Source organism: Rhizobium sp. SRI_017 (genome assembly GCF_057586295.1).
On sequence record NZ_JBYCZP010000001.1, the window covers coordinates 20,892 to 46,405 of the forward strand.

At 61.5% G+C, this 25,514-nt stretch carries 29 protein-coding genes; 9 read left to right on the forward strand and 20 right to left on the reverse strand.

Annotated features, from left to right (window positions below; all coding sequences use genetic code 11):
- Nucleotides 1-250 precede the first annotated feature (250 nt).
- From ispH to coxB, 11 genes are all read right to left on the reverse strand, one after another.
- Nucleotides 251-1,243, reverse strand: coding sequence for a 4-hydroxy-3-methylbut-2-enyl diphosphate reductase (ispH, locus tag AC2YI2_RS00115; protein WP_487384380.1), 993 nt, complete (start codon nt 1,241-1,243; stop codon nt 251-253).
- A gap of 7 nt (nt 1,244-1,250) precedes the next feature.
- Entirely contained in the window at nt 1,251-1,697 is a 447-nt protein-coding gene (locus AC2YI2_RS00120; RefSeq protein WP_487384381.1) for a DUF1304 domain-containing protein, read from the reverse strand.
- Between the two features lie 27 nt (nt 1,698-1,724).
- On the reverse strand, nt 1,725-2,474 hold the full coding sequence (locus AC2YI2_RS00125) for an SURF1 family protein (protein WP_487384382.1): 750 nt from the start codon (nt 2,472-2,474) through the stop codon (nt 1,725-1,727).
- Nucleotides 2,443-2,841, reverse strand: coding sequence for a DUF983 domain-containing protein (locus tag AC2YI2_RS00130; RefSeq protein ID WP_487384383.1), 399 nt, complete (start codon nt 2,839-2,841; stop codon nt 2,443-2,445). The genes AC2YI2_RS00125 and AC2YI2_RS00130 overlap by 32 nt, the downstream gene beginning before the upstream one ends.
- A gap of 42 nt (nt 2,842-2,883) precedes the next feature.
- Complete coding sequence (locus AC2YI2_RS00135) at nt 2,884-3,168, reverse strand: GNAT family N-acetyltransferase (protein ID WP_487384384.1); 285 nt, start codon at nt 3,166-3,168, stop codon at nt 2,884-2,886.
- Between the two features lie 75 nt (nt 3,169-3,243).
- The gene (locus tag AC2YI2_RS00140) at nt 3,244-4,131 is read right to left on the reverse strand and encodes a cytochrome c oxidase subunit 3 (protein ID WP_487384385.1); all 888 of its coding nucleotides are present in this window, start codon (nt 4,129-4,131) and stop codon (nt 3,244-3,246) included.
- A gap of 53 nt (nt 4,132-4,184) precedes the next feature.
- Nucleotides 4,185-4,787 carry a cytochrome c oxidase assembly protein gene (locus AC2YI2_RS00145; RefSeq protein WP_487384386.1) on the reverse strand — a complete coding sequence of 201 codons (603 nt, stop codon included), beginning with the start codon at nt 4,785-4,787 and terminating at the stop codon, nt 4,185-4,187.
- A complete protein-coding gene (locus AC2YI2_RS00150) occupies nt 4,784-4,927 on the reverse strand; it encodes a hypothetical protein (RefSeq protein ID WP_487384387.1) in 144 nt (47 codons plus the stop codon). Before AC2YI2_RS00150 ends, AC2YI2_RS00145 begins: the two co-directional genes overlap by 4 nt.
- Before the next feature lies 1 nt (nt 4,928).
- On the reverse strand, nt 4,929-5,885 hold the full coding sequence (locus AC2YI2_RS00155) for a heme o synthase (protein ID WP_487384388.1): 957 nt from the start codon (nt 5,883-5,885) through the stop codon (nt 4,929-4,931).
- Nucleotides 5,886-5,946: 61 nt separating this feature from the next.
- Nucleotides 5,947-7,626, reverse strand: a complete 1,680-nt coding sequence (ctaD, locus tag AC2YI2_RS00160) for a cytochrome c oxidase subunit I (RefSeq protein WP_487384389.1) — start codon at nt 7,624-7,626, stop codon at nt 5,947-5,949.
- 22 nt (nt 7,627-7,648) lie between these two features.
- The gene (coxB, locus tag AC2YI2_RS00165) at nt 7,649-8,527 is read right to left on the reverse strand and encodes a cytochrome c oxidase subunit II (RefSeq protein WP_487384390.1); all 879 of its coding nucleotides are present in this window, start codon (nt 8,525-8,527) and stop codon (nt 7,649-7,651) included.
- Between the two features lie 389 nt (nt 8,528-8,916).
- Here coxB and AC2YI2_RS00170 point away from each other — a divergent pair, with 389 nt between their 5' ends.
- Entirely contained in the window at nt 8,917-9,471 is a 555-nt protein-coding gene (locus tag AC2YI2_RS00170) for an invasion associated locus B family protein (RefSeq protein ID WP_487384391.1), read from the forward strand.
- Here AC2YI2_RS00170 and AC2YI2_RS00175 read toward each other — a convergent pair whose 3' ends face one another.
- Nucleotides 9,472-9,882, reverse strand: a complete 411-nt coding sequence (locus AC2YI2_RS00175; RefSeq protein ID WP_487384392.1) for a type II toxin-antitoxin system VapC family toxin — start codon at nt 9,880-9,882, stop codon at nt 9,472-9,474. It lies immediately after the preceding gene.
- A complete protein-coding gene (locus AC2YI2_RS00180) occupies nt 9,879-10,112 on the reverse strand; it encodes an AbrB/MazE/SpoVT family DNA-binding domain-containing protein (RefSeq protein ID WP_487384393.1) in 234 nt (77 codons plus the stop codon). Before AC2YI2_RS00180 ends, AC2YI2_RS00175 begins: the two co-directional genes overlap by 4 nt.
- A 125-nt stretch (nt 10,113-10,237) precedes the next feature.
- Between AC2YI2_RS00180 and tldD the strand changes: the two genes are divergently transcribed.
- Nucleotides 10,238-11,653 carry a metalloprotease TldD gene (tldD, locus tag AC2YI2_RS00185; protein WP_487384394.1) on the forward strand — a complete coding sequence of 472 codons (1,416 nt, stop codon included), beginning with the start codon at nt 10,238-10,240 and terminating at the stop codon, nt 11,651-11,653.
- 3 nt (nt 11,654-11,656) lie between these two features.
- Here tldD and AC2YI2_RS00190 read toward each other — a convergent pair whose 3' ends face one another.
- Nucleotides 11,657-12,541: a LysR substrate-binding domain-containing protein gene (locus AC2YI2_RS00190; RefSeq protein ID WP_487384395.1), complete on the reverse strand. Its 885-nt coding sequence runs from the start codon at nt 12,539-12,541 to the stop codon at nt 11,657-11,659.
- A 140-nt stretch (nt 12,542-12,681) separates the two neighbouring features.
- On the opposite strand from AC2YI2_RS00190, the gene AC2YI2_RS00195 reads away from it, so the two are divergent.
- Nucleotides 12,682-13,815 (forward strand): TauD/TfdA family dioxygenase, encoded by a 1,134-nt coding sequence (locus AC2YI2_RS00195; protein WP_487384396.1) that lies wholly within the window; start codon nt 12,682-12,684, stop codon nt 13,813-13,815.
- 268 nt (nt 13,816-14,083) lie between these two features.
- Here the strand turns inward: AC2YI2_RS00195 and AC2YI2_RS00200 are convergent, their stop codons facing one another.
- Genes AC2YI2_RS00200 through aroC form a run of 5 tightly spaced genes read right to left on the reverse strand, consistent with a single transcriptional unit; the run spans nt 14,084 to nt 19,439 of the window.
- On the reverse strand, nt 14,084-15,043 hold the full coding sequence (locus tag AC2YI2_RS00200; protein WP_487384397.1) for a hypothetical protein: 960 nt from the start codon (nt 15,041-15,043) through the stop codon (nt 14,084-14,086).
- A gap of 14 nt (nt 15,044-15,057) precedes the next feature.
- Nucleotides 15,058-16,137 carry a hypothetical protein gene (locus tag AC2YI2_RS00205; protein ID WP_487384398.1) on the reverse strand — a complete coding sequence of 360 codons (1,080 nt, stop codon included), beginning with the start codon at nt 16,135-16,137 and terminating at the stop codon, nt 15,058-15,060.
- Nucleotides 16,138-16,141: 4 nt separating this feature from the next.
- On the reverse strand, nt 16,142-17,224 hold the full coding sequence (locus AC2YI2_RS00210; protein ID WP_487384399.1) for a hypothetical protein: 1,083 nt from the start codon (nt 17,222-17,224) through the stop codon (nt 16,142-16,144).
- Nucleotides 17,224-18,324 (reverse strand): 3,4-dihydroxy-2-butanone-4-phosphate synthase, encoded by a 1,101-nt coding sequence (ribB, locus tag AC2YI2_RS00215; RefSeq protein WP_487384400.1) that lies wholly within the window; start codon nt 18,322-18,324, stop codon nt 17,224-17,226. The genes AC2YI2_RS00210 and ribB overlap by 1 nt, the downstream gene beginning before the upstream one ends.
- 17 nt (nt 18,325-18,341) lie before the next feature.
- Nucleotides 18,342-19,439, reverse strand: a complete 1,098-nt coding sequence (aroC, locus tag AC2YI2_RS00220; RefSeq protein WP_487384401.1) for a chorismate synthase — start codon at nt 19,437-19,439, stop codon at nt 18,342-18,344.
- 279 nt (nt 19,440-19,718) lie between these two features.
- Here aroC and AC2YI2_RS00225 point away from each other — a divergent pair, with 279 nt between their 5' ends.
- Both AC2YI2_RS00225 and AC2YI2_RS00230 read left to right on the forward strand, forming a co-directional pair.
- Nucleotides 19,719-19,979: a DUF1344 domain-containing protein gene (locus AC2YI2_RS00225; RefSeq protein ID WP_487385265.1), complete on the forward strand. Its 261-nt coding sequence runs from the start codon at nt 19,719-19,721 to the stop codon at nt 19,977-19,979.
- 87 nt (nt 19,980-20,066) lie between these two features.
- Nucleotides 20,067-21,119, forward strand: a complete 1,053-nt coding sequence (locus tag AC2YI2_RS00230; protein WP_487384402.1) for a polysaccharide deacetylase family protein — start codon at nt 20,067-20,069, stop codon at nt 21,117-21,119.
- Between the two features lie 184 nt (nt 21,120-21,303).
- Here the strand turns inward: AC2YI2_RS00230 and pdxH are convergent, their stop codons facing one another.
- A complete protein-coding gene (gene pdxH, locus AC2YI2_RS00235) occupies nt 21,304-21,918 on the reverse strand; it encodes a pyridoxamine 5'-phosphate oxidase (RefSeq protein ID WP_487384403.1) in 615 nt (204 codons plus the stop codon).
- A 47-nt stretch (nt 21,919-21,965) separates the two neighbouring features.
- Here pdxH and AC2YI2_RS00240 point away from each other — a divergent pair, with 47 nt between their 5' ends.
- The 4 genes from AC2YI2_RS00240 to AC2YI2_RS00255 all read left to right on the forward strand — a co-directional run bounded on the left by AC2YI2_RS00240 (nt 21,966) and on the right by AC2YI2_RS00255 (nt 25,502).
- The gene (locus AC2YI2_RS00240) at nt 21,966-22,418 is read left to right on the forward strand and encodes an RT0821/Lpp0805 family surface protein (RefSeq protein WP_487384404.1); all 453 of its coding nucleotides are present in this window, start codon (nt 21,966-21,968) and stop codon (nt 22,416-22,418) included.
- 105 nt (nt 22,419-22,523) lie between these two features.
- Nucleotides 22,524-23,918, forward strand: coding sequence for a DnaJ C-terminal domain-containing protein (locus AC2YI2_RS00245; protein WP_487384405.1), 1,395 nt, complete (start codon nt 22,524-22,526; stop codon nt 23,916-23,918).
- Nucleotides 23,919-24,085: 167 nt separating this feature from the next.
- Entirely contained in the window at nt 24,086-24,895 is an 810-nt protein-coding gene (fabI, locus tag AC2YI2_RS00250) for an enoyl-ACP reductase FabI (RefSeq protein WP_487384406.1), read from the forward strand.
- A 19-nt stretch (nt 24,896-24,914) separates the two neighbouring features.
- The gene (locus tag AC2YI2_RS00255) at nt 24,915-25,502 is read left to right on the forward strand and encodes a histidine phosphatase family protein (RefSeq protein WP_487384407.1); all 588 of its coding nucleotides are present in this window, start codon (nt 24,915-24,917) and stop codon (nt 25,500-25,502) included.
- The last annotated feature ends 12 nt before the right edge of the window (nt 25,503-25,514 follow it).

Sequence of the window (25,514 nt, forward strand, 5' to 3'; positions counted from 1 at the left end):
CCCTTTGATGCTGTCCCGAGCGGCGCAGCGCTCCAATCCTGCTATGTCAGAAGCGTTTTCATCGCAACCGTTTGCGACGATTTCCACCGGGGCAGAGGCGGATTTGGGATGGGCTGGTGCACCCCCTGAGCTTAGCGACAAGAGGGCAGCTTCTTTGCCTCTCCCTCTCCCGGCGCTTCGCATGGCTCCGGGCGCTCGCCGCTGCAATCGATCCACCAGATCGATCGCTCCCGCTATGCGGGTCCGTGGCTCACCCATTTACCCAGGCCATGTCCTCATGCGTCAACTCAATCCGGCGAAGTTCCCGATTAACCGGGAAATGCTCGTTTTCCTCGGCCATTTCGGCGAGTTCGACGGTCGTATCGTAGCGCGCGCGGAAGGCATCAATGATCTCGTTGACGATTACCTCCGGTGCCGAGGCCCCGGCCGAGAGGCCTACGGTCCGGAGCGGGCCAACAACATCCCAGTCGATCTCGTCGGCGCGCTGAACCAGCAACGCTTGCCGGGCGCCGGCCTTGAGCGCGACTTCAACGAGGCGTTTGGAATTGGAGGAGTTCGGCGCGCCGACGATGAGGAACAGGTCGGTGCCGGGGGCGGCGAGTTTCACCGCCTCCTGGCGATTGGTGGTGGCGTAGCAGATCGATTCGGCCGCGGGGTCGTGTAGCTTCGGGAATCGTTCCTTGAGCTTGGCGATCACACCTTCGCTGTCCTCGACGGACAGCGTGGTCTGGGTGACATAGCCGAGGTTATCGGGGTCCGGCGGCGTGTAGCGCTCGGCATCGGCGACGGTATCAACCAGCGACACGGCGCCTTCAGGCAGTTGGCCCATCGTGCCGATCACCTCGGGATGCCCCTCGTGGCCGATGAGGATCACATGGCGGCCGAGGCGCTGGTGACGAAGCGCCTGCTTATGGACCTTGGAAACCAACGGGCAGGTCGCGTCGAGATAGAAAAGGTTGCGCGCTCTGGCGTCCGCAGGAACCGACTTTGGCACGCCATGGGCGGAGAACACGACCGGCTGGGCGCGATGCTCCTCGGGGATCTCGTCGAGTTCTTCGACGAAGATCGCACCCTTGGCCTCGAGCCCCTCGACCACATAGCGGTTATGCACAATCTCGTGGCGGACATAGACCGGCGCGCCATAGGCCTTGAGCGCCAGCACGACGATCTGGATGGCGCGGTCGACGCCGGCGCAGAAGCCGCGCGGGCCACAGAGGCGGATGGTGAGGGGAGCAACAGTCATGTCGGCCTTATTGGGTCGTCGTGGTGGCGGTCGCGGGCGCCGGCTTGCAGCAGTCCGTGACCTCCAGATAGGGATTGGCGAAGGCGATTGTGAGGGCGAGCGCGATCAGTGCCGGCAAGCCCTGTATGATGAGAATGCGGCGGGAAACGGAGTAACCGCCATAGAGCGCCGCAACGATGACGCAGCCGAGGAAGAACATCTTGATGTCAAAGGAGAAGAGCTCGCTCCAGACCGAGACGGCCCAGACCAGCCCGGCGGCAAGGAAGCCATTGTAGAGGCCCTGATTGGCAGCGAGAACTCGCGTGATTTCGGCCTTCTCGGGCGTATTATGGAAAGTCTTGAGGCCAAGCGGCTTGGTCCAGAGGAACATCTCCAGCACCAGGAAGAAGACGTGCTGTGCCGCGACGACGAGCACGAGAATGTCGGACAGCAGGTACATAGCCGGATACTGCATGAGAGGAGTCCCTGATACTGGCTTTCTCTATCGCGCCTTCCGGCGGAATGCCAGCACGGAAACCACCAGCAGAACGGCGGCCAGCCCATACCAAGTGAAGGCGTAGCTCAGATGATTGTTTGGCAGGTCGAGCTGGGTGACGCCGCCTCTGGGCCAGCCGCCCTGATTGGGGGTGGCGTCGGCATCGACGAAGAAGGGCACGAGCTTGCCTTGCGGCACGGCCACATTGGCGGCCATCGCGTCGAGGTCCTTCCAGAAATAGAGCTGTTTGGCCGGCTCGTTGTCCGGCACGGCCCAGGAGGGCTTGGCATCGAGCCTGGCGCGGGCGAGGCCGGTCATGGTCGCCGTGCCGACGGTCTGTCCTTGGGTGCGCCTGGCCGGGTCCTTCAGCGCCTCGGGAACGAAGCCGCGATTGACGAAGACGATCCGCCCGTCGGCGAGAACGAGCGGGGTGTAGACGTGGTAGCCGACGTCGCCCTCGTTGGTGGCGAAGAAATATTGCTCGTGCGCATGTTCGAACGACCCGGATACCGTCACCGGAAGATAGTCGACGTCGGTTCCGGCCTTCGCCTTTTCCTCGACCTCGGCCAGCGTGGCCGGCGGCGCATGACGGCGCGCCTCGATCTCCGCGAGCAGGTGCTCTTTCCACTGCAGCCGGTAGAGCTGCCATGTGCCGAGCGACAGCAGGATGACGAGCACGACGCCGATCGCGACAATGAGACCAGGACCGGCACGGCGGCCGAGTTCAGCCACGGTCGATCTCGCCCTGACGGGCATTGTTGCGATACTGCAGAGCGATCAGCAACGCCTTGAGCACGCGAAGCAGCCAGAGGCAGAGGCCGATGGTGAGCGGGATCCAGAGAAGGAAATGCAGCCAGATCGGAGGATTGTAGTTGACCTCCGTCCAGAGCGCGAGGCCGACCACGACGAAGCCGATGATCAGGATGACGAAGACCGACGGACCGTCTCCGGCATCGGCGAAGGAATAATCGAGCCCGCAACTGCGGCATTGGGGCCGCACCTTGATCAGCCCGTCGAACAGCTTGCCCTGGCCGCAACGCGGACAAGTGCAGGTGAGGCCTGCGCGAACAGGATCTACGGGGGAGAAGAGGGCTTTGTCTTCGCTGTCAGGTGCTTCGGTCATGAATCACTGTTAGCCGATCCCTTCTCGGAAGGAAATGCGACATCAGCGGCTGATCACGTCGTTCCAGTCCGGATGCCGCTCGACCTGCGACTTGAAGAAGGGGCAGAGCGGGATGATCTTCCAGCCGCCCTTGCGGGCTTCCTCGACGGCATGGGCGGCAAGCTTGGCGCCGACGCCCTGGCCGCGATAGATGTCGGGAACCTCTGTGTGGTCGATGATGATCAGGCGCGGGGATGCGCGCGAGAAGGTCATAATCGCTTCCTGGCCCTGCTCGCCTGTTGTGTAGCGGCCACCCTTGGCGCTGTCCTCGCCGTGAATCTCGTCCATGTCACACTCCTGAATCCAAAATGAAACGGGCGGCCCGATCTCGGCCGCCCGCATGTATTTCATGCCTGTCCAGGCTTAGCCATGGGCGAGCGGCGCACCCCAGCCACCCCAGATATAGATGGAGAAAAACAGGAACAGCCAGACGACGTCGACGAAGTGCCAGTACCAGGCAGCTGCCTCGAAGCCGAAATGCCTTTCGGGCGTGAAGCCGCCGGTGGCCGCGCGGATCAGGCAGACCGTGAGGAAGATCGTGCCGACCAAGACGTGGAAACCGTGGAAACCGGTCGCCATGAAGAAGGTCGCGCCGTAGATCGAGTCCTTGAAGCCGAAGGGAGCGTGAATGTACTCGTAGGCCTGCACGGCGCTGAAGAGCACGCCGAGCGCAACCGTGAGCACCAGGCCCTGGACCACGGCCTTGCGATCATTGTGCAGCAGTGCGTGGTGCGCCCAGGTCACGGTCGTCCCGGACAGGAGCAGAATGATGGTGTTATAGAGCGGCAGGTGCCAGGGATCGAGGACTTCGAGACCCTTCGGCGGCCACTGGCCACCGAGAAATTCGACGCGGCTGGCCTGGATGGCTTCGCTCGAATAGAGGCTGGCGTCGAAGAAGGCCCAGAACCAGGCGACGAAGAACATGACCTCAGAGGCGATGAACATGATCATGCCGTAGCGGAGGTGCAGCGAGACCACCCGGGTATGATGGCCTTCATTGCCCTCCTTGATCGTGTCCGCCCACCATGCACCCATGGAGTAGAGCGTGATGATCAGGCCGATGGCAAAGAGCCAGAACTTGAAGACCGCGGCCAGATCGGCGCCGAAGAGCATGAACTCGGCACCCTGCAGCCAGCGCATGTAGCACACCGCGCCGAACATGAGCACGAAAGCCCCGATCGAGCTCAGGATCGGCCACGGGCTCGGATCGATAATGTGATAGTCGTGTTGTTTGCCTTCAGCACTGGCCATGTCTCATCCCCGGCTATTAACTCCGCTGCGCGACCCCCGGCCGCCCAGCCGAACTACAGATTCTTTGACTTGCCGTCCGCCTTGATTACCGAGACAGGCTTGGGCTTGTCACTCGGATAAAAGGTATAGGACAGCGTGATGACTTTGAGATCCTTCGTCTCCGGCTGGTTCACGATGTCAGGATCGACGAAGAAGACGACAGGCATGTCCCTCGTCTCGCCGGGCTTGAGCGTGAGATCAGTGAAGCAGAAGCATTCGAGCTTGTTGAAATAGGCCCCAGCGGCCATCGGCGTGACGTTGAACACGGCCCGGCCGGCCTGCGTCTCGTTGAATGGATTGGCGATGCGGAAATTGACCTGCACCGTCTCACCGATCTTCGGCTCGACGAAGCGATCGATTGCCTTGAAGTCCCAGCTCAGTTCGGACGCCATATTGGTGTCGAGCTCGACACGGATCTTCTTGTCGAGGATCACCGACGAGGCCTGTTCGACGCGCATGGTCGTGCCGTTGTAACCCGTCACGCGGCAGAACATGTCGTAGAGCGGCACCGCGGCAAAGGCCATGCCGAGCATGGCGGCAACAAACACGCCGCACGCGACCATGACGCTCGCGTTGCGCCGGTCGTTCTTGGCAGCATGCGTGGCCGGGGTGCTCAATGCGTTGCTCCCGGAACCATCTTGATGATCGTTACGGCGTAGAAAAGAACCACGAGCGCACCAAGCGCGACAGCGATCGCGACGTTGCGATTGCGGCGCGACTTGCGCTGGGCGTCGGTCAGATCGATCTTTTCGACCATATCAGAGGCCTCCCTTCATGCCGGACCACGCGAGAACAGCGTAGTGGTCGACAATAAGAGAGGAGAACACCGCGAAGAGATAAAGCATCGAGAATGCGAAGAGCTTCTTGGCCGGCACCATACTGGCGTCTCCGTCCGGCATCCGGCGACAGAGCACCGAGAACCAGATGAAGGCAGCGCCGAGAATACCGGCGACGACGCCATAGGCGAGCGAGGCGAAACCGAGAAAGGCCGGCGCGACACCCGCGGCAGCGGTCAGCACGGCATAGATCAGGATCTGGTCCTTGGTGACCTTCTCGCCCGAGACATTCGGCAGCATCGGCACGCCGACGGCAGCGTAGTCGCGCATCTTGAACAGAGCGAGCGCCCAGAAGTGGGCCGGCGTCCAGAGGAAGGTGATCAGGAAGAGCGTGATGCTTTCGATCGACACGCCACCGGTAACGGCGGCCCAGCCGATCATCGGTGGGAAGGCGCCAGCGGCGCCGCCGATGACGATATTCTGCGGCGTCCAGCGCTTGAGCCACATCGTGTAGATGACGGCATAGAAGAAGATGGTGAAGGCGAGCAGGCCGGCCGCCAGCGCATTGACAGCGAGGCCGAGAACGACGACCGAGAAGCCCGAAAGCGTGATGCCGAAGGCGAGCGCCTCGCCGGGCAGGATGCGACCCGACGGGATGGGACGGCTCGACGTGCGGGTCATCACCGCGTCGATGTCGGCGTCATACCACATGTTGAGCGCGCCGGACGCGCCCGCGCCGACGGCAATGCAGAGGATCGCGATGAAGCCGATCACGGGGTGGATATGGCCGGGGGCCACGACCATGCCCGCAAAAGCCGTGAAGATGACGAGCGACATCACGCGCGGCTTGAGCAGTTCGAAATAGTCGCGGAACGTCGCTTCCGAGATCCGGACCGGCTCGGTCACCGCCACGTTTGCTTCGCTTTCAATCAAGGCCATGAAATCAGCACTCTCGTCTCAAGGGAGAAACCGCCCGAAGGCGGTTTCCGGTTTTCAGCGCTTACTTGATGCGCGGAAGCTGTTCCCACTGGTGGTAGGGCGGCGGAGAAGAGAGCTGCCATTCGAGTGTATCGGCACCCTCGCCCCACGGATTGTCGCCCGCGACGCGCTTCTTCATGAAGGCTTCGACGATGCCGACGAAGAACACCAGCACGCCGACCATCGAGATGTAGGAGCCGATCGAGGACACGTAGTTCCACCCGGCAAAGGCATCCGGATAGTCGACATAGCGGCGCGGCATGCCGGCGAGGCCGAGGAAATGCTGCGGGAAGAAGACCAGGTTCACGCCGACGAACATGATCCAGAAATGCAGCTTGCCGAGGAACTCGTTGTACATGTAGCCGCTCATCTTCGGGAACCAGTAGTACCAGGCCGCGAAGATGGCAAAGACGGCGCCGAGCGAGAGCACGTAGTGGAAATGCGCGACGACGAAATAGGTGTCGTGCAGCACGCGGTCGAGGCCGGCATTGGCGAGCTGGACGCCGGTGACGCCGCCCACGGTGAACAGGAAGATGAAGCCGATCGCCCAGAGCATCGGCGTGCGGAAATCAAGCGAGCCGCCCCACATGGTGGCGATCCACGAGAAGATCTTCACGCCCGTCGGAACGGCGATGACCATGGTGGCGAACACGAAGTAGCGCTGCGCCTGCAGCGACATGCCGACCGTGTACATGTGGTGCGCCCAGACGATGAAGCCGACGCCGCCGATTGCCGCCATCGCATAGGCCATGCCGAGATAGCCGAAAACCGGCTTCTTCGAGAAGGTCGAGACGATGTGGCTGATGATGCCGAAGCCCGGCAGGATCAGGATGTAGACTTCAGGGTGACCGAAGAACCAGAACAGATGCTGGAACAGGATCGGGTCGCCACCGCCCGATGGCGAGAAGAAGGTCGTGCCGAAGTTGCGGTCGGTCAGCAGCATGGTGATGGCACCAGCAAGCACCGGCAGCGACAGCAGCAGCAGGAAGGCGGTGATCAGCACGGACCAGGCGAAAAGCGGCATCTTGTGGATGGTCATGCCGGGGGCGCGCATGTTGAGGATCGTGGTGATGAAGTTGATCGCACCGAGGATCGACGACGCGCCGGCGATATGGATCGAGAGGATCGCCAGATCGACCGACGCACCCTGCGAGCCGGTGGTCGATAGTGGCGGATAGAGCGTCCAGCCGCCGCCGACGCCGAAACCGCCGGCCATGCCGGGGGTGAACATCGAAAGCAGCAGCAGCATAAAGGCAGGCGGGATGAGCCAGAACGAGATGTTGTTCATCCGCGGGAAGGCCATGTCAGGCGCGCCGATCATGATCGGCACCATCCAGTTGGCGAAACCGCCGATCAGCGCCGGCATGACCATGAAGAAGATCATGATCAGCGCATGCGCGGTGGTGAACACGTTGAACATGTTCTTGCCGGCGTCGAGCGCAGCACCTTCCTCGAGACCATAGACCATCTGGGCCAGACCGTGGAAGATCTGGATGCCGGGCTCCTGGAGCTCCATGCGCATCATCAGCGACAAGAAGCCGCCGACGACGCCCGCGAAGATCGCGAAGATAAGGTAGAGGGTGCCGATGTCCTTGTGGTTGGTCGAAAAGAGCCAACGCGCAGCGAAACCGGGCTTGTGATGATGATGCTCGTCGTGAGCATCGTGCACGCCATGAAAGTCGGGGGAGGAATGTCCAGCCATTGTGGTCGCTTTCCTTAGAGTATCAATTGCCAGCGACATCGACGGTCTTGGGACCATCGACGGCGGCCATCAGGGCCTTGTTGGCGCCGGTCACGTCGGTCGCCGCGGCTGTGAGCCAGGCCTTGTACTTGTCTTCAGAAACCACACGGATGGCGATCGGCATGAACGCATGGTCCTTGCCGCACAATTCCGAACACTGGCCGTAATAGAGACCTTCGCGGTCCGGCTTGAACCAGGTCTCGTTCATGCGGCCCGGCACTGCGTCGATCTTGACGCCGAAGGACTGCATGGCAAAGGCGTGGATGACGTCTTCCGGATCGGCGGTGACGATGAGACGGACGACCTTGCCGACCGGCAGCACCATCTCGTTGTCGACGGCAAGCAGGCGCGGATACTTGGCCTTGTCTTCCTTGCCGAGGCCGGCGCGATCCTTGTCTTCCAGGATCAGCGAGTCGAAGGCCGGGCCATTCTCAACCGACGTATATTCGTAGGACCACTTCCACTGCGTGGCGATGGCCTTCATCGTAATGTCCGGCTTCTCCGGCTGGGTGAGCTGGTTCGTCAGGATCTGGAACGAGGGAACCGCGAAAAACAGCAGGATGACGACCGGGCCGACCGTCCAGATGATCTCGATCAGCGTGTTGTGGCTGGTCTTGGACGGAACCGGATTGGCCGACTTGCGGAAGCGGATGGCAACGATCACAAGAAGGGCAAGCACGAGCAGCGTAATCGGAACAATGAACCACAGCGTATAGTGGTTGAACCAGCGCGCTTCTTCCGCCAGGCTCGTTGCGGCCGCCTGAAGATCGAGCTGCCACGGATACGGCTGGTCGGCGAGAGCGCTTGTCGCAGACAGAAGGCCCGAACAGATGGCCAGCGCCGCAAGAGCTTTGTTGTTCACGAATATTCTCCCCAAGTGTTTGATCAGGGTCAAACCTAACACGCAGAATCCCTGCAATAAGGCCCTCTTAAAACCATAGTTTGCCGCCAGCCGCAACAGGCTGCGCTTCGGTTTCATGCGGCATTTTTGCGCAATTTCAAGCCCTTCGACTCTACTTTACCGGCGAGCCCGAGGCCAGCGCTAATTCCACTTTGCAGTCAACGAGTTGCCGCGTTTTTGCCTCACTGCTGCTATTCAAGCAGAGTGTGGACAGAGACCTGCACGGTCAGGGCGGCGCAAGGCCCCATGGCCAGAATGATGTGGGAGCAGCGTGGCGGACCGAAAATGCCGCTGGCGCGGTGCCATGCCGCAACTATGATAGCGGTCGATGATTCGAAGCCGAGGTTTTGATGGTTTTTCGTAGTCTTTTGCGTGCAGTCGCCGCAACCCTCGTCGTCTCGGCCGTAAGCCTCCCGGCTTCCGCACAAACCCAGACGGAGCAGAAGGCACAGCAGCCCGGCGTGGTGAAGTCCAACCACGGCGCCTGGTCGATCGTCTGCGATACGCCGGCGGGCGCCAATGGCGAACAATGCGCACTGATGCAGAACGTGATCGCCGACGACCGGCCCGAGGTCGGCCTTTCCGTCGTGATTCTCAAGACAGCCGATCGCAAGGCGACGATCCTGCGCGTGCTCGCACCGCTCGGCGTGCTGCTTCCGAACGGCCTCGGCCTCAATGTCGATGGCAACGATATCGGCAAGGCCTATTTCGTGCGCTGCTTCTCCGACGGCTGCTATTCGGAAGTCGTGCTCGACGACACCAAGGTGAAGGATGACGAGCAGACGCTGAAAGTGCTGCTCGCCGGCAAGACTGCCACCTTCATCGTCTTCCAGTCACCTGAGGAAGGCGTCGGCATCCCCGTGGACCTCAACGGCTTCCGCGAGGGGTATGAGGCGCTGCCCTGACTAGTCGAAGTCCGTGGGCGAGATAAGTTCGACGCCAGGGAAATATGTCCTATACCGCCCTACGTCGCGAGTAAGGACAGGAATTCCTAGGGCTGCGGCGTGTGCACCGATGAAAAAGTCTGGCAGAACCCCTGTACGAGTTCCACCGGCACGACGATATGCTGAGAACGCCTGGCCTGCGAGAAACAATCCAGGCCTCGGGATTTCGATCATTTTCAGACTTGTTCCGGCGATGAACTCCTCCAAATCCTCGATTGTCGGATATCCGACGGCCAGTTCGGAGTAAATCACTGGATTGATCGCAAGCGGGCCTTCCAGCAACGCGCTCTGCAGTCTCGACATGGACCATCTCGCCCAAACAGGGTCGTCCTTTATGACGTCGAGAAGAATATTGCTGTCGACGAGAATCATTCTTCCCCGCGGGTCATGGCCATGATCTCGTCGGAAGTAAGCCCGCCTCGAGCGTGTCCAAGAAATCGCTCAAATGGGTTCCGAGGCTTAGCATCGTTAGCCGCTACCAGGACGATGCTGCCATCCGCCGCCCGCTTGAAATCCACCTTGCTCCCAGGTCCGATCCCGAGAAACTCGCGCACAGCCTTCGGAATTGTTACCTGGCCCTTTGCAGTCACCGTCGTTGCCATAACTTGCTCCGGTAATACCTGTTTTCCATAAGGTATTACCGCCGCCCGCCCGACGCAAGAGGCGATGCACTTGCCTCGCCCCCTCCGCGGGCATACATGGTATCAAACAAATCAGGACGATCGCCTTGAAAACCGACCTTCTTTCCAATTTCGACATCAGCGAAGCGGCGGTCGAGTCCTTCGTTTCCGATACGCTCCAGGGCGCCGATGACGGCGAGCTCTATCTCGAATATTCGCAGTCGGAATCGCTGACCTTCGACAATGGCCGCCTCAAGGGCGGCAGCTTCAATACCGACCAGGGTTTTGGCCTGCGCGCGGTGGCTGGCGAAGCCGTCGGCTATGCCCATTCCGGTGAAATGTCCGAGGGCGCGCTGAAGCGTGCCGGCGAAGCGGTGACCGCCGTCACCCGCGGTTATTCCGGCAGCTATGCCGCCGCCCCTGCCCGTACCAATTCCAAGCGCTATGGCGATGAAAATCCGATCGGCGCGCCGAGCTTCGAGGAAAAGGTCGCGCTGCTGACCGAGATCGACAGCTATCTCCGTGCGGCCGATTCCAAAGTGCGGCAGGTCACGGCGTCCATCGCCGCCTCCTGGGAGACGATCGAGATCATCCGCGCCGACGGCAGCAGGATGCGGGACGTCCGGCCGATGACACGCATCAACTTCTCCGTCGTGACCGGTGAAGGCTCGAAACAGGAAACCGGCTCCTACGGTTTCGGCGGCCGCAGGGCGTTCTCCGAAATTCTCACCGAGGAAAGCTGGAAGCACGGCGCGGACGAGGCGCTGCGGCAGGCGCTGGTCAATCTCTCCGCCGATGATGCCCCGGCGGGTACGATGGATGTCGTGCTCGGCAACGGCTGGCCGGGCGTGATGCTGCATGAGGCGGTGGGCCATGGTCTGGAAGGCGACTTCAATCGAAAGAAGACCTCTGCATTCGCGGGCCTGATGGGCGAGATGGTGGCGGCACCTGGTGTCACTGTCGTCGACGATGGCACGATTGATGGATTGCGCGGCTCGCTCACCATCGACGACGAGGGCACGGCCGCGGGCTACAATGTGCTAATCGAGAACGGCAAGCTGGTCGGCTACATGCAGGATCGGCAGAATGCGCGGCTGATGGGCATGAAGCCGACAGGCAACGGTCGCCGGCAATCCTATGCCCATGTGCCGATGCCCCGCATGACCAACACCTACATGCTGTCGGGCGATAAGACGCCCGAAGAGATCATTTCCTCGGTCAAGAAGGGTCTCTATGCCGTGTCTTTCGGCGGCGGCCAGGTCGATATCACCTCCGGCAAATTCGTCTTCTCCTGCACCGAGGCCTATATGATCGAGAACGGCAAGATCGGCCGACCGGTCAAGGGCGCCATGCTGATCGGCAACGGGCCGGATGCGATGAAGCGGATCACCATGATCGGCAACGACACCAAGCTCGATACCGGCATCGGCAATTGCGGCAAGGGCGGCCAGTGGGTGCCCGTCGGCGTCGGCCAGCCGCATCTTCGCATGAACGACGTGACCGTCGGCGGCACAAGGGCCTGACGCTCACATTCGGCCGAGCAGCCAGTCGCCAAGCAATCGCGCGGCTGGCCGTTCGACGATGGCCGTCGTTGATACCAGGTAGAAAGCGTCTGAGGGCACGAGCGGGATCGTGTCAAGCTCGACCAAGCGTCCGTCGCGAACCAGGTCCCCAGTGATCGACTCCCAGCCCAGCATCACGCCCTGCCCGTCGAGCGCGGCCTGTGTTGCCTGCACATAATTGGTGAAGCGGCGGCTCGGCGCCCGGCTTTCCGATAGTCTCAGGCTCTTGAGATAGATCGGCCAGCCGATCCAGGCAGGGTCGTCGGCATTGACGTGCAGCAGCGACGTGCGATCCAGGGTGACGCCCTCCACTGCCATCCGATCGCGATAGGCGGCGCTGCAGACCGGCACGACGCGCTCGTCAAACAGCTTTTCCACCATGCCATCCGTCCACTTGCCATCGCCATAGCGGATTGCCAGATCGACCGCCGGATTGAGCCGCGGCGCGCCTTGCTGGGTGGTCATGACGTTGACTGACGCCAGCGGATGCTCGGCGGAGAAGCGGGCAAGGCGCGGCATCAGCCAGTAGGTGGCGACACCGACAGAGCAGGCGATCGTCTTCGATTCCTCGTTTGCCTGCATACGGCCGATATGGTCGATGGCGTCGGCGATGCGGCCAAGACCCTCCGTCACCGCGCTTTCGAGAATACGGCCGGCTTCCGTTCGCATCGCCGGTCGCGTCGAGCGGTCGAGGAGGCGTGTGCCGACATGCTCTTCGAGCTGCCGCAGCGACTGACTGACGGCTGGCTGCGTGACATTCAGTTCCGCCGCCGCACGCTGGACGCTGCCACAGCGGATGACGGCTTCAAAGACTGTCAAGAGGCGGAGCGGCGGCAGGGCTGGTGGCATCAATATAATCCATGAGTTATCTTACTATAAGTGTTTCCAGCCTTCATGGAAAGCTGCGAAGCCACTAATCTCAGCGCATCAGGCGGTCGAATCTCGCCAAGAGCCAATCGCATAAATATTAGTCATCGCAGGATCAAAAAATGGACATCAGCCTCACGCAGAGCATCAGGCTCAGGGAAAACGGCATGGACGTGCCGCTGCTCGACGGCACCACGGCCTACTTCAACTATTACTGGCTGCGCGACAATTGCCCGACCTCGTTCGACAGCCAGACGCGCGAGCGGACCTTCGACATTTTCCACGAAGTTGAGGCGCCGCGCCCGGGGCGTGTCGAGATTGCCGATGGTGCGCTGACAATCGAATGGGCCGGCACCGGCCATGTGACCCGGCATGCGCTTGCCTTCCTGGCAAAATACAGCAGGGGCACGCCACGTCCCGATCCGGCAGACCTGCCGCGCCGCGCCTGGTATTCCGATCATTACCCTGCAATCGCCCGTTTCCCCCAGCCGGAACTGCTGAAGGACAAGGTGCTGGTGGCAAAGTGGGTCGAGGCGATGCTGGTGGAAGGCGTCGCCATCATCACCGAAATGCCGGATTCCAACCAGGGCCTCGACGATCTCGCGCGGCTGATCGGCCATATCCGCCCGACCTTCTTCGGCGAATATTTCGACGTGCGGACGCATATCAAGCCGACCAACCTCGCCTATACGGCCAAGGCGCTGGAAATGCACACCGACACGCCGGCCGAGGACGTGGCGCCGGGCATCCAGTTCCTGCATTGCCGGGCAAATTCGGTCTCGGGCGGCGCCAACCTCTTTCTCGACGGCGTGGCCGTGGCCAACGATCTTCGCAAGGAATTCCCTGAGGATTTCAGGATTCTGACGGAGACCGACGTCGCCTATTACTGCGAGCACGACCATTACGACATGCGCTCGCGCCAGCGGGTGATCGAGCTCGACCAGCATGGCGAAGTCTCGGGCGTGACAATCAGCCAGCACATGTTCGACATTTCCGACCTCGATCAGGGATTCCTCGATCGCTTCTACCCTGCCTTCTGCCGCTTCGGGCGCATGCTGCAATCGGACAAGTATCTGATGCGTTTCCGCCTCGAGGCGACGGAATGCATCGTCTTCGACAATCATCGCATCGTCCACGGCCGGGCGGCCTATTCGGCGACCGAAGGCGATCGGTATCTGCGGGGTTGCTATACGGATCGTGGCGAAATGCGGAGCACCTATCGGGCGCTGACGACCGAGGGGCGGTTTAAGGGCTGAGCTATGGCGAGGGGATTTACCCCTCACCAACTTCGGCCATTCGCTTCTCGCGGCTTTGTTCGTCACTGCAATCGATTCACTGGATCGATTGCTCCGCTTCGCGGATCGTTCCTCACCCTCTCCCACAAGGGGAGAGGTAGGGTGCCACGCTCTCGGCCTTCACGTGTGGCGAGCCGGTGCCGCCAACTTACCTCTCCCCTTGTGGGAGAGGATAGCAAGTCTACATGAGACGTCGTCAAATGCATAGACGCGCTTGGTGAGGGGTGAACTACACCACCGCGCCCCCCGGCGTCATCGCCGCCACAGCCTTGTCCTTCAGCTCCCGGAATTTTCCTGAAACCTCGGTCAGCTTGCGGTCCCATTCCGGGTTCGGCACCTGGCCCTCGATGACCTCGAAGTAGACCGCTATCAAAGCCGCGATCGCGAAAGGCTCCAGCACCGCAGCCTTGAAGGCCCAGGCGCAGACGATGGCGGCGACAAAGGACCAGCCGGCGATATGGCCAGGCATGATGTAGAACAGCGCCGCCATCGGCGCGAGCATGACGAGGAAGATAACGATGGCCAGCACATAGAGCATCAGCGTCAGCCAGATCGCGTTCTTGACCATGCGCTTGCCGTTCTGGGCGTAGAGCACCAGGGCGTGGCGGGAGGTTTCCCAGGGATTGGTCGCGCCGACCTTGATGTTGTAGCCGAGGATGATCTCATCGACATAGGTCAGCGACATCCGAATGATCGTGTTGAAGAAGCTCAACAGCCCCTGGAGCCCGGGGATCGGCAGGATCATGGCGACGCCGCCAACAAGGCCGGTGATGGCGCGGATGACGCCCTTGATCAGTTGGTCGAGCACGAAGAGCACATTGGCCTCGCCGAAGCGGGCGGTGACGACCTGGCGGGCGTGTGAGATCTGCCCCTGCCCTTGCGGCAAAGGCTTGCCCTGCATCAGCTCGACCATGACGGCGATATGACCGGCCTTGAGGACATAGAGGATATATTCGCGGATCCAGTAGACGGCGATCGAGACCACGCCGATGCCGATCACGGCGCCCCAGACGGTGAAAGCCGTCGGATCGTCGCTGACATGGCCGACGCCATAGCCGATCGCCGCCCCTCCACCGGTCGCAACGATATAGGCGAAGGTGATGCCGAAATAGACCAGCATGCGGAGGAGGATGAAGGGATAGGTCTGCGCCAGAAGCCCGAGGGTACGCCCGATCGAGAAATCCCACATGCCCGCCTGCTCTCCTAGAAGCCCAAGGTCCTTTGAATGTATCGCCAGGTCCGCATGACCGGCGATTTCGTCCAGGGAACGCGGCCCGCCTTCAATCTATTCGCCGAATCCTCGAGAAGTTCGGCGATTCCCGGCTGCATCGCAAGCCGGTCCATGTCGTAGGTCTTCGCGTGGATCGCCTCGCTGCCGAACAGGCGGCCATCCGAGGGCAGCGGATGGAGGCGCGGACCGAGCCGGGCGACCAGATCGGCCTGCAATTCGGAATACCAGGCAGCATCGCGATCGAGTTTGACGACCTGCTGGAAGTCCGCGCCCGCCGTCTTCATCACAGCGACGATCCGCTCGATGTCCTCAGGTTCATGGCAGGCGGTGAAGAGCCGCGAGAACATCATGTCGCTTTTCTTCGGATCGTGCTCGACCTTTGCCGAAAGCGCACGGAGATAGTCGGTGAGTTCGATCGGGAAGGAAAAATTCTTCGGCTTGTCGCGGGATGGCTCCATGCCGTCCAGCCCGAGAATGTCGCGGCAGAAAGCGGTATAGATATCCTGGTTGGCAGCCCGTACCGCCTCATAGTCAAGGACTGCGAGACGCAGCTTGGGATGATCGAGGATCGGGCCGAGCTCTGCGAGAGGATTGAGCGCCTCGGATTTGGCCGGGTCCCTGAGTTGCTTGGCGGCATAGTCCGGGAAGGAGCGCGTGCGGCCGTTCTTCACGGTTTCGCCCCAGACCGACATCAGCATGGTGAAGGGATCGCGCAGCGTATAGGCGATCATGATATCGGACTGGCCAAGCACCTTGCCGAGCTTGACGAAGTCCTTCGGCGTCCATTTGCGAAAACCCTCCGAGGAGATCAGCAGGTTGGCGTTCCTCTTGAGTGCATCGTCGGAGGCTCGCTTGAGCCGCTTGAACAGCGCTCCCTCGCCCGCCAGCACCTCTTCCTTCGACGATACGACCTGATGATGCGCGTTCTGGGCGCGAAGCGAGACGACAGGATAGACCCAGCCCTTGGCCAGCAACTGCTTGCTATTGCGGTAGAAGTTGGACTGCAGATAGGTCGTGGCGGTCTTGCGCGGGCCGATATGGATCACGAACATGGCTTCACCGGAACCTGTTGGTGAGACGTCGCCAGCCAAGAAGTGCCGTGCGCGCTGCACCTGCCATCCGCATGCGGAGGCCGCCGGGGCGGAATTTCCTGGTCAGGTCGTCGAGCAGCGCCTTCACCTTCGGGTCGGACTCAAGCACCGTCTCGTCGTAATAATCGCAGTTTGCCGGGCCTTCGAGGAAGAGCTTGCCGCCAGGTGCCGGCACCATGGCGGGAGTATATTTCTTGAGAAGCTTGCGTTCCATCCTGATGAGGGCCTCGTCGTCACGCGAGACGGTCATCACGCGCCGCGCCTGCGGTACTGCGGCGACAGCGGCGACGATTTCTTGCCGCGTCGACTCAAGCAGCATGTGCTTGAAGACACGGCCGACATTGACGCGCTCGCCGCCCTTCCAGCGACCCATGCGCACCAGCATGGCCCGCATGAACTCCGTGATTTCCAGCGGTTCGCGGTCGTTGGCGGAACCGGCATCGTCGTGTGGCAGCGTGCCAACGCCCAAAATATCTTCGCAGAAGACGTCGAAGATATCGCGGTTCTGACGACGGATCTCGTCGTAGAGCAGGACAGAGAGCGTGGAATTCTCGATCGCGGCAAACTTGTCGATGTCGGAGAGCGGGTCGAGCGAGCGCGACTTGCCGGCCTTGCGGATCTGCTCGTCGTAGTGCTCGGGGAAGGATTTCGGGCCGCCGGTCTTCACCTTCTGCGCCCAGATCGAATAGACGAGCGAGATGGGATCGCGCAGCGTGTAGACGATCTTCAGTTCATGCGGCGCGACAAACTCGCGGAGCCTCGCCAGCGCGTTCGGGCGCCATTTGTCGAAACCTTCGGACGAGAGAAGGATGTTGAGGTTCTTCTCCGCCGCCCGGTCGAGGATCTTGCGGAACTGGGCGACCTTGCGGCCTTTCTCGTCCAGAATTTCCTTCTGATTGTCCGAGAGATCGTGATGGGCGATCGCGACGCGTTCGCCCGTCTGGGGATAGAGCCAACCGGCTTTCTCGAGCGCGGCGGCATTGTGATGGAAGTTCCTCTGCAGCCAGGTCGTCGCTGTCTTGTGCGGCCCGACGTGAAGGACGAACATCAGATGAGCTCCGTGCTCGCGATCTTGATGCCGAAGCCTTCGAGGCCGACATAGTGGCGCTCGCGGGATGACATCAACCGGATCGAGGCGATGCCGAGCTCCTTCAGGATCTGTGCGCCCAGGCCGATTTCGAGCCACTCACTCTCACGCGCCTGCGCTTCGGAATGGCCTTCGCGGCCATGGCCCATCTTCCTGTTGTGTTCGACGGAGCCGACGCCGACCGAGCCTTCGCGGAGATAGATGATCACGCCGCGGCCTTCCTCGGCGATGCGGCCGAGAAAGCGATCAACGGGACGCGGGCTGCCGAACACGTCGGCTGCGACGCTTTCCATATGAAGGCGGACCAGGACGTCCTCGCCGTCGCGGATATCGCCGAAGACCACGGCGAGGTGCTGCATCGGATCCCAGGGCAGGGAATAGGTATGCGCCTTGGCCTTGCCCTGCGGCGTGTCGATGGTGAACGAAGCGACGCGCTCGATCAGCGTTTCCTTGCGCTGGCGATAGGCGATGAGGTCGGCAACGGTGACCTGTTGGAGGCCGTGCTCTTCGGCAAAAGCTTCGACTTGCGGGCCGCGCTTGACCGTGCCGTCATCATTGACGAGTTCGCTGATCACGCCGATCGGCGGCAGGCTCGCGAGCCGGCAAAGATCGACGGCTGCCTCGGTATGACCGGAGCGCATCAAAACGCCGCCCTCGCGCGAGACAAGTGGGAAGATATGGCCGGGCCGGACGAAATCAAAAGCGCTCGCATTGGGATTGGCGAGATTGCGGACGGTGACCGTGCGGTCGTCGGCGGAAATGCCGGTCGTCGTGCCGTGCTTGAAATCGACCGAGACGGTGAAGGCAGTGGTGTGGGCGGAGTCGTTTTCCGCCACCATGGCATTGAGATTCAGGCGCTTGGCCTCCTCTCGCGGCATCGGCGCGCAGACGATGCCTGACGTATGGCGGACGATGAAGGCCATCTTTTCCGGCGTACAGTGGACGGCAGCCACGATCAGGTCGCCTTCGTTCTCACGCCCGTCGTCATCCATCACCACGACGATCTCGCCGCGCTCGAAGGCACGGATCGCATCGACGACGCGTTTCTGGTCGTAAGCCATATTCTTGAACCCCTGAATTAATCGAGCCGGCCGGTCTGGCCCCTGTCACGCAGATAATGATCGGCGATGATGCAGGCAAGCATCGCCTCGCCGACAGGAACGGCGCGGATTCCGACACAGGGGTCATGTCTGCCCTTGGTGCGGAGGGAAACATTATTGCCGTCGGCGTCGATCGACAGTCGTTCGGTCAGGATCGACGAGGTCGGCTTGACGGCGAAGCGGGCAATGATCGGCTGGCTCGTGGAGATGCCGCCAAGAATGCCGCCAGCGTGGTTGGACAGGAAGACAGGCTTGCCGTCATTGCCCATGCGCATCTGGTCGGCATTCTCCTCGCCGGTGATTTCGGCGGCGCCGAAGCCATTGCCGATCTCGACGCCCTTGACGGCGTTGATCGACATCAGCCCTGAGGCAATGTCCTGGTCGAGCTTGCCGTAGATCGGTGCGCCAAGCCCTGCGGGCACGCCTTCAGCGATGACTTCGATCACAGCACCCACCGAGGAGCCGTTCTTGCGAACGCCGGAGAGGTATTCTTCCCAGACCGGCACGATCTCGGGATCGGGCGCGAAGAACGGGTTGTTGCCCACCTCGTCCCAGTTCCAGTTCTTGCGGTTGATCTTGTGGGTGCCGATCTGCACCAGGGCACCACGGACCGTGACGCCTGATATAACCTTGCGGGCAAGGCCGCCGGCGGCGACACGCGCCGCGGTCTCACGGGCCGAAGAACGGCCGCCGCCGCGATAGTCGCGGATGCCGTATTTGGTATCATAGGTGAAGTCGGCATGGCCGGGACGATACTGGCGGGCGATCTCGCCATAGTCCTTGGAGCGCTGGTCCATGTTCTCGATCATCATCGAGACCGGCGTGCCGGTCGTGATCAGCGTTTCGCCATCCTCGTCGGGCATCACGCCCGAGAGAACCTTGACGATATCGTCCTCCCGGCGCTGGGTGACGAAGCTCGACTGGCCAGGCTTGCGCTTGTCCATCCAATGCTGGATTTCGGCGAGCGTGAAACGGATGCCGGGCGGGCAGCCGTCGACCACACAGCCAAGCGCCGGCCCGTGGCTTTCCCCCCAGGTCGTGACGCGAAAGAGATGTCCGAATGTATTATGCGACATGAACGACTATTTCCGGGCCGCCAGCGGCCAACCCCCGTTGTTTCTCGCGGGCACTCTTAGAACCTCCTCGCGAAAAATAGAAGCGGAAAAGCGCTGAACAATCCGTGCAAAAGAGGCGGTGCACAGTCGGGCACGGACGCCGCCGGTCGCTTGAACAAAGGCAAATTCCTGTTAACACTTCGGGCCGGAATAACCTAAATTCGAAGAAAATTTCGCCACATTCAGGAGCGAGAGATGGGCAAGTCAAGCGTTGCACAGAAAAACGTCCAGGGAACACCCATGCGCTTCATCCTCACTCTCTTTCTGGGCCTATCCGGATTGCTGAACCCGCTCAGCGCTTTTGCCGAAAGTGCTGACGTGGAAGCGGTGATCGAAGGGGTCGATGAGGACAAGCTGACGCTGACGCTGGACGACGGCAAGAAATACCAGGCGCCGGAAGAGTTCAATTTCGATGGACTCAAGAAGGGCGTGAAAGTCGTGGTCTTCTACACGGAGACCGACGGCAGGCGCGTGATCAACGACCTCCAGGTGGTCGAATAAAGACCACCTGCTGAATATGACATTCAGCAAGGGTTAAGAGGCCGCTGATAGGTTCCGGGTTCACATGAAGCGAACTCGGAACGCTATATGCTGCGCCTGATCAAGAGTCTCACCTCACCCGCCGTCAAGCGCACCATCATCACGACGGGGCTCGAAGTCGCTGCCATGCTCGACGGGCTCGGGCTTTCCGGAGGTGCACGGGGCCGGGGCGCGATCTTTACGCTGCACCATGTCCGGCCGCGGTTCGTGCGTCCGTTCCATCCCAACGATATTCTGGAAGTGACGCCAGCTTTCCTTGATGAGGCGCTCTCGACACTGAAGGCGCGTGGCTACGACTTCATCCGCCTCGCGGAGCTGCCGGATCGGCTGGCGTCGAGTTCGGCGCAGCCTTTCGCCTGCTTCACGCTCGATGACGGCAACCGCAACAACAAGACAGAAGCTGCGCCGGTCTTCACGCATCACGGCGCGCCCTTCACCATCTTCATCACGAAGGGCTTTATCGACGGGACGCATTCGCTCTGGTGGGAGACGCTGGAGGCGCTGCTCAACAAGGCGCCGGCGATTGATTTCGATTTCGGACTCGGCCCGGAACCGGTGCCGACCGCGACGCCACCCCAGAAGCTCGCGGCCTTCCAGCGCATCACCGATTTTGTCAGCACGGCGGACGAGGCTTATGCCGTCGAGCAACTCGACACCGAAGCCCACAAGCACGGCATCGATCCGCTGGCGATCACACGTGACCTGACGATGCGAGCTGACGAGCTGCGCGAACTTGCGGCCAATCCGCTCGTCTCCTATGGCGCGCACACGGTCAGTCATCGCGGACTTGCGCGGCTGCCTGAAAGCGAAGCGCGGCGTGAAATCTCGGAGTCCATCGCCGCGGTTTCGACGATGACCGGCAAGACGGCCAATGCCTTTGCCTATACCTACGGCGATGCCCGCTCCGTCTCAGTGCGCGAGCGGCAGATCCTGCGTGACATGGGCATGCGCATCGGTGTCACGACGCGGCCGGGCGTGCTGACGGCGGATTTGCTGGGTGATATGACGGCACTGCCGCGCATTTCGTTCAACGGCCTCTATCAGAAGGGCCGTTACGTGCGGGCGCTGGCGAGCGGGATTCCGTTCAAAGTCATGAAGTAATGGCCCCGGCTGAGAGCCGCGTTGATGCTTGACCTCTTCCTGGAAACATTGAACGGCCTGCTCTCGATACCCTCGCACTGGGGAAGATGGAAACGCTGGCTCGCCGCTTTCGTTCTGATCCTTTGTCTTGTGCTGATCTGCATGGTTGCACTTTTATAGCCTCGATCAGAAAGGGCGGAGCACCCTACGGATACATCCGCACCTTCTCCCAACCCTCCTCCGCCCGCGTGAACTCCATGCGATCATGCAGCCTAAACGGCCGGTCGGCCCAGAATTCGATCGAGACGGGCTTCAGCCGGAAGCCCGACCAGTGGGCTGGGCGGGGGATATGGCCGATGCCGAACTTGATCGTGTATTCGGCGACCGCCTTCTCGAGCGCGAAGCGGCTTTCGAGCGGACGGGATTGTTTCGAAGCCCAGGCGCCGATGCGGCTGCCGCGGGCCCGGGTCTCGAAATAAGCGTCGGCCTCGGCATCCGAAACGGTCTCGATATCACCGCGGACGCGCACCTGGCGGCGCAGCGACTTCCAGTGGAACACCATCGCCGCCTTCTTCTGGCCGAGGAGTTCTTCGCCCTTCCGACTCTCATAATTTGTGTAGAACACAAAACCGTCTTTATCGAAGCCTTTAAGCAGGACCATGCGGACATTGGGCATGCCATCGGCATCGACGGTGGCGAGCGCGAGTGCGTTCGGATCGTTCGGCTCGCTCGCTTCCGCTTCCTTCAACCATGTGCCGAACAGGGAATACGGCTCGTTTTCCTGGGTGAAGTCACTGGTTGTTAACTCATTTCCGCTCATGATGTGGATTAAGCCCTATCCTAGGTCCCGAGTTTTGCAGGCGTAGTTTGCGACACATATCAAAGCCTTATGGCGGCCAAAAGGGCCTTGTCGCGGCCGTGGCGAAATTCGCTGCGGCAGCCGTTGTGCCTTTGCTACTCTCCGGCTGCATGGGTTTCGGCGTCGACGCGACCGACAGCAAGATGACCACAAATTCCGTCGACAATCCATCCAATCGCGCGCCGGCCGATACCGTCTCCGATGAAGCCACGATCCGCAATGCGGTCTCGTCGGCGGATCTCAGCCGCATGAACCAGAGCGTGTCCATTCCCTGGGCGAATACGACGACGGGCAGCGCCGGCGTCATAACGTCTATCCGCGAGGAGAACAACGGCTCCTATGTCTGCCGGACCTTCATCACGACGCGCCATTCCTATCGCGGCATTTCCAACTATGGCGGCAAGGCGTGCCTGGTCGGTTCCGGCGAATGGCAGGTCGTCGCCTTCAAGGAACTTGCCTGACATTCTTCCGAATAGGCAGCAAGCCGCGCGCGTGATTTACCGAACGGATACGAAATTTTGCGATAACTCAAGAAACTGACTTTCGTGACAGGCAGAGCCCGACCCATGGCCGTCGATAACAGGATGCGCGATCCTTATGCAGTTCTCGGTGTCAGCCGCTCGGCTGACCAGACGGAAATCAAGGCCGCTTGGCGGTCGATGGCCAAGAAGCTGCATCCCGACCAGAACCGCAGTGACCCCAATGCGCAGAGCCGCTTCACCGAAGTCGGGCGCGCCTATGACCTGCTCAAGGATCCCGACAAGCGCCGCCGCTATGACGAGATGCTGAACCGCGCCTCCTTCAACGGCGGCTATGGAGCAAGCCCCAGCGGTCAAAGCAGTGGCAGCGCCCGCGCCGGCAAGGAGCCGACCTTCATGGAAAAGCGCGCCGAGAAGGCGCGCCAGGAGGCCGAGGCCCGCGCACGAGCCGAGGCGGAAGCGAGAATGCGCGAGGAGGCGGAAGCCAAGGCGCGGATCAAGGCAGCCGCGGATGCCGCCCGCGCCAGAGCCGAGGCCAGTGAAGCGGAGCCGGTTGAAGAAGCACCCGAGGCAGACGTGACCCCGGAGCAGCATGAACAGTTTTTCGAGAAGCTGTTCGGCAGTCGCAGAAGTTCCGATCGCAGCCGCACCGGAGAAGCACCGCAGGCCGAGCGACGTGGCGCGGCGAAGGGGGAGAAGCCGAGGGCCGAAGCTCCCGGACCCGAAGCGTCGAGGACCGAAACTCCGAAAGCGGAGGCTCCAGAATTCGAAGCCCCGAAATCCGAGGCTCAAAGATCCGAGGCCCCGCGATCGGAGGCTTCTCATGCCGATGAGCGGTCCCACGCCGAGGAACAGGCTCGCTCAGCCTATGCCCAGGAGCCCGAGGAAGCGCACGGCGAGGCCAGCGCTTCGCCAGCCCGCAATCTCTTCAGCTATCTGGTCCAGCGCCTGACGCGCCAGGCATCGGCGCCGGAGAAGGCGCCCGACCACAATGTCGACGCCCATGTGACGATCGAGGATCTGCTCACCCGCGTGAATCCGACCATCACGCTGCCCGACGGCAAGCTCCTGAGCGTGCCGCTGCCCGACGATGCCATGGACGGCACGACGGTGCGGATGGACGGCTATGGCCACAAGCTGCCCGGCATGAAGCGCGGCGACGTGCTGGTCACGCTGCGCATCAAGCCGCACAAGTGGTATCGCGTCGATCACTATGATCTCGTCACCTTCCACGAAATCGACATCGAGAATGCCGTGCTCGGCTGCGATGCCACGGTGGAAACCCCGGACGGTCCGGTCCGCATCCGCGTGCCGGAATGGTCGGGCTCCAACCGCACCGTCAAGATAGAGGGCAAGGGCCTGCCGCGTGGCAATGGCCGCCGTGGCAACCTGATCGTCGAAATCCGCGTCATGCTGTGGGATCGTCCCGACCAGAAGGTCGTCGACCTCATGCGCTCGATGCGCGAGGGTCTTTTCCTGTGACAGTCGTGTGAATTCGCCTGTTGAAAAGCGGTCGTAGCGGATGGCACCACCGCGCTGCCGCAACACCAAATCTTGCTTTTGCTAACATTTGATGATTTGTGCGGCGCTTGAACCGCCTGTCCGCCCGTGCGATAGGCGACAACGGATTTTCAGTTCTGGAGGGCTACATGACCGGATTGATGACGGGCAAGCGCGGCATCATCATGGGCGTCGCCAACAACCGTTCGATCGCCTGGGGTATCGCCAAGTCGATTCATGCGCAGGGCGGCGAGATCGCGTTTACCTATCAGGGCGAAGCGCTCAAGAAGCGTGTCGAGCCGCTGGCGGCCGAAATCGGCGCCATCGTGGCGGGCGATTGCGATGTCAGCGACGAAGCGTCGATTGATGCGGCATTTGCCGAAATCGAGAAGATCTGGGGCAAGATCGATTTTCTGGTCCACGCGATCGGCTTTTCCGACAAGGATGAACTGACAGGCCGCTATGTCGACACCTCGCCCGAGAATTTCGACAAGACCATGCGCATTTCGGTCTATTCCTTCACCTCGGTCGCACGCCGCGCCGAGAAATTGATGACCGATGGCGGCTCGATGCTGACGCTGACATATTACGGCGCTGAGAAGGTCATGCCGAACTACAACGTCATGGGTGTGGCGAAGGCAGCACTCGAGGCGAGCGTGAAATATCTTGCGGTCGATCTCGGCCCGAAGAACATTCGCGTCAATGCGATTTCGGCCGGCCCGATCAAGACGCTCGCGGCCTCCGGCATCGGCGACTTCCGCTATATCCTCAAGTGGAACGAATATAACGCACCGCTGCGCCGTACCGTCACTATCGAGGAAGTCGGCGATGTCGGCCTCTACATGCTGTCCGATCTCTCACGTGCCGTCACAGGCGAGACACATCACGCTGATAGCGGCTATCACGTCGTCGGCATGAAGGCAGTCGACGCACCGGATATCTCCGTCACCAAGGACTGAAACGCCTGAGCCGCACATCATGCCCGTGACCCATTACATCATCCGTCACGGGCAGACCGATTGGAACGCCGAATGGCGGCTCCAGGGCCAGAAAGATATCCCGCTCAATGACACCGGGCGACAGCAGGCCCGCGAAAACGGCCTGCGCCTGAAAACACTCATGGACAGTTTCGAGGGCTACGATTTCGTCGCAAGCCCGCTCGGTCGTGCGCGGGAGACGATGGAACTGGCCCGCGCTGCGGCGGGCCTCGATCCCCTCGCCTATCGCATCGATGACCGGCTCAAGGAAATCTGCTTCGGCGACTGGGAAGGCTATACCGGCCGCGAACTCAAGGCGCTCGACCGCGCGCGCCATCGCGAGCGGCGGGAGAAGAAGTGGGATTTCCTGCCGCCGGGCGATCTCGCCGAGAGCTACGAGATCCTTTCCTGGCGCGTCGGCTCCTGGCTGAAGTCGCTCAACCAGCCGACTGTCGCTGTCTGCCATGGCGGCGTGATCCGCTGCATTTTCAAGCTGGTCGGCGGCGTTGCTCGCGAGGACGCGGCCAGTCTCGATATTCCACAGGACCGGGTGCTGGTCTATTCGGAAGGTCGGCTGGAATGGGCCTGAGAGCACGACTGT

Coding starts and splice junctions, on each gene's coding strand:
- AC2YI2_RS00200 (WP_487384397.1), bottom strand. CDS start 15,043: ATGTGGGATTTCTCGATCGGGCGTACCCTCGGGCTTCTGGCGCAGACC.
- pdxH (WP_487384403.1), bottom strand. CDS start 21,918: ATGAGCGGAAATGAGTTAACAACCAGTGACTTCACCCAGGAAAACGAG.
- AC2YI2_RS00130 (WP_487384383.1), bottom strand. CDS start 2,841: ATGACCGAAGCACCTGACAGCGAAGACAAAGCCCTCTTCTCCCCCGTA.
- AC2YI2_RS00120 (WP_487384381.1), bottom strand. CDS start 1,697: ATGCAGTATCCGGCTATGTACCTGCTGTCCGACATTCTCGTGCTCGTC.
- AC2YI2_RS00140 (WP_487384385.1), bottom strand. CDS start 4,131: ATGGCCAGTGCTGAAGGCAAACAACACGACTATCACATTATCGATCCG.
- fabI (WP_487384406.1), top strand. CDS start 24,086: ATGACCGGATTGATGACGGGCAAGCGCGGCATCATCATGGGCGTCGCC.
- AC2YI2_RS00180 (WP_487384393.1), bottom strand. CDS start 10,112: ATGGCAACGACGGTGACTGCAAAGGGCCAGGTAACAATTCCGAAGGCT.
- AC2YI2_RS00225 (WP_487385265.1), top strand. CDS start 19,719: ATGCGCTTCATCCTCACTCTCTTTCTGGGCCTATCCGGATTGCTGAAC.
- AC2YI2_RS00125 (WP_487384382.1), bottom strand. CDS start 2,474: ATGCCCGTCAGGGCGAGATCGACCGTGGCTGAACTCGGCCGCCGTGCC.
- AC2YI2_RS00175 (WP_487384392.1), bottom strand. CDS start 9,882: ATGATTCTCGTCGACAGCAATATTCTTCTCGACGTCATAAAGGACGAC.
- AC2YI2_RS00135 (WP_487384384.1), bottom strand. CDS start 3,168: ATGGACGAGATTCACGGCGAGGACAGCGCCAAGGGTGGCCGCTACACA.
- AC2YI2_RS00230 (WP_487384402.1), top strand. CDS start 20,067: ATGCTGCGCCTGATCAAGAGTCTCACCTCACCCGCCGTCAAGCGCACC.
- AC2YI2_RS00245 (WP_487384405.1), top strand. CDS start 22,524: ATGGCCGTCGATAACAGGATGCGCGATCCTTATGCAGTTCTCGGTGTC.
- ispH (WP_487384380.1), bottom strand. CDS start 1,243: ATGACTGTTGCTCCCCTCACCATCCGCCTCTGTGGCCCGCGCGGCTTC.
- AC2YI2_RS00205 (WP_487384398.1), bottom strand. CDS start 16,137: ATGTTCGTGATCCATATCGGCCCGCGCAAGACCGCCACGACCTATCTG.
- AC2YI2_RS00255 (WP_487384407.1), top strand. CDS start 24,915: ATGCCCGTGACCCATTACATCATCCGTCACGGGCAGACCGATTGGAAC.
- AC2YI2_RS00155 (WP_487384388.1), bottom strand. CDS start 5,885: ATGGCCTTGATTGAAAGCGAAGCAAACGTGGCGGTGACCGAGCCGGTC.
- ctaD (WP_487384389.1), bottom strand. CDS start 7,626: ATGGCTGGACATTCCTCCCCCGACTTTCATGGCGTGCACGATGCTCAC.
- ribB (WP_487384400.1), bottom strand. CDS start 18,324: ATGGCTTACGACCAGAAACGCGTCGTCGATGCGATCCGTGCCTTCGAG.
- aroC (WP_487384401.1), bottom strand. CDS start 19,439: ATGTCGCATAATACATTCGGACATCTCTTTCGCGTCACGACCTGGGGG.
- AC2YI2_RS00170 (WP_487384391.1), top strand. CDS start 8,917: ATGGTTTTTCGTAGTCTTTTGCGTGCAGTCGCCGCAACCCTCGTCGTC.
- AC2YI2_RS00190 (WP_487384395.1), bottom strand. CDS start 12,541: ATGCCACCAGCCCTGCCGCCGCTCCGCCTCTTGACAGTCTTTGAAGCC.
- AC2YI2_RS00210 (WP_487384399.1), bottom strand. CDS start 17,224: ATGTTCGTCCTTCACGTCGGGCCGCACAAGACAGCGACGACCTGGCTG.
- AC2YI2_RS00150 (WP_487384387.1), bottom strand. CDS start 4,927: ATGGTCGAAAAGATCGATCTGACCGACGCCCAGCGCAAGTCGCGCCGC.
- AC2YI2_RS00195 (WP_487384396.1), top strand. CDS start 12,682: ATGGACATCAGCCTCACGCAGAGCATCAGGCTCAGGGAAAACGGCATG.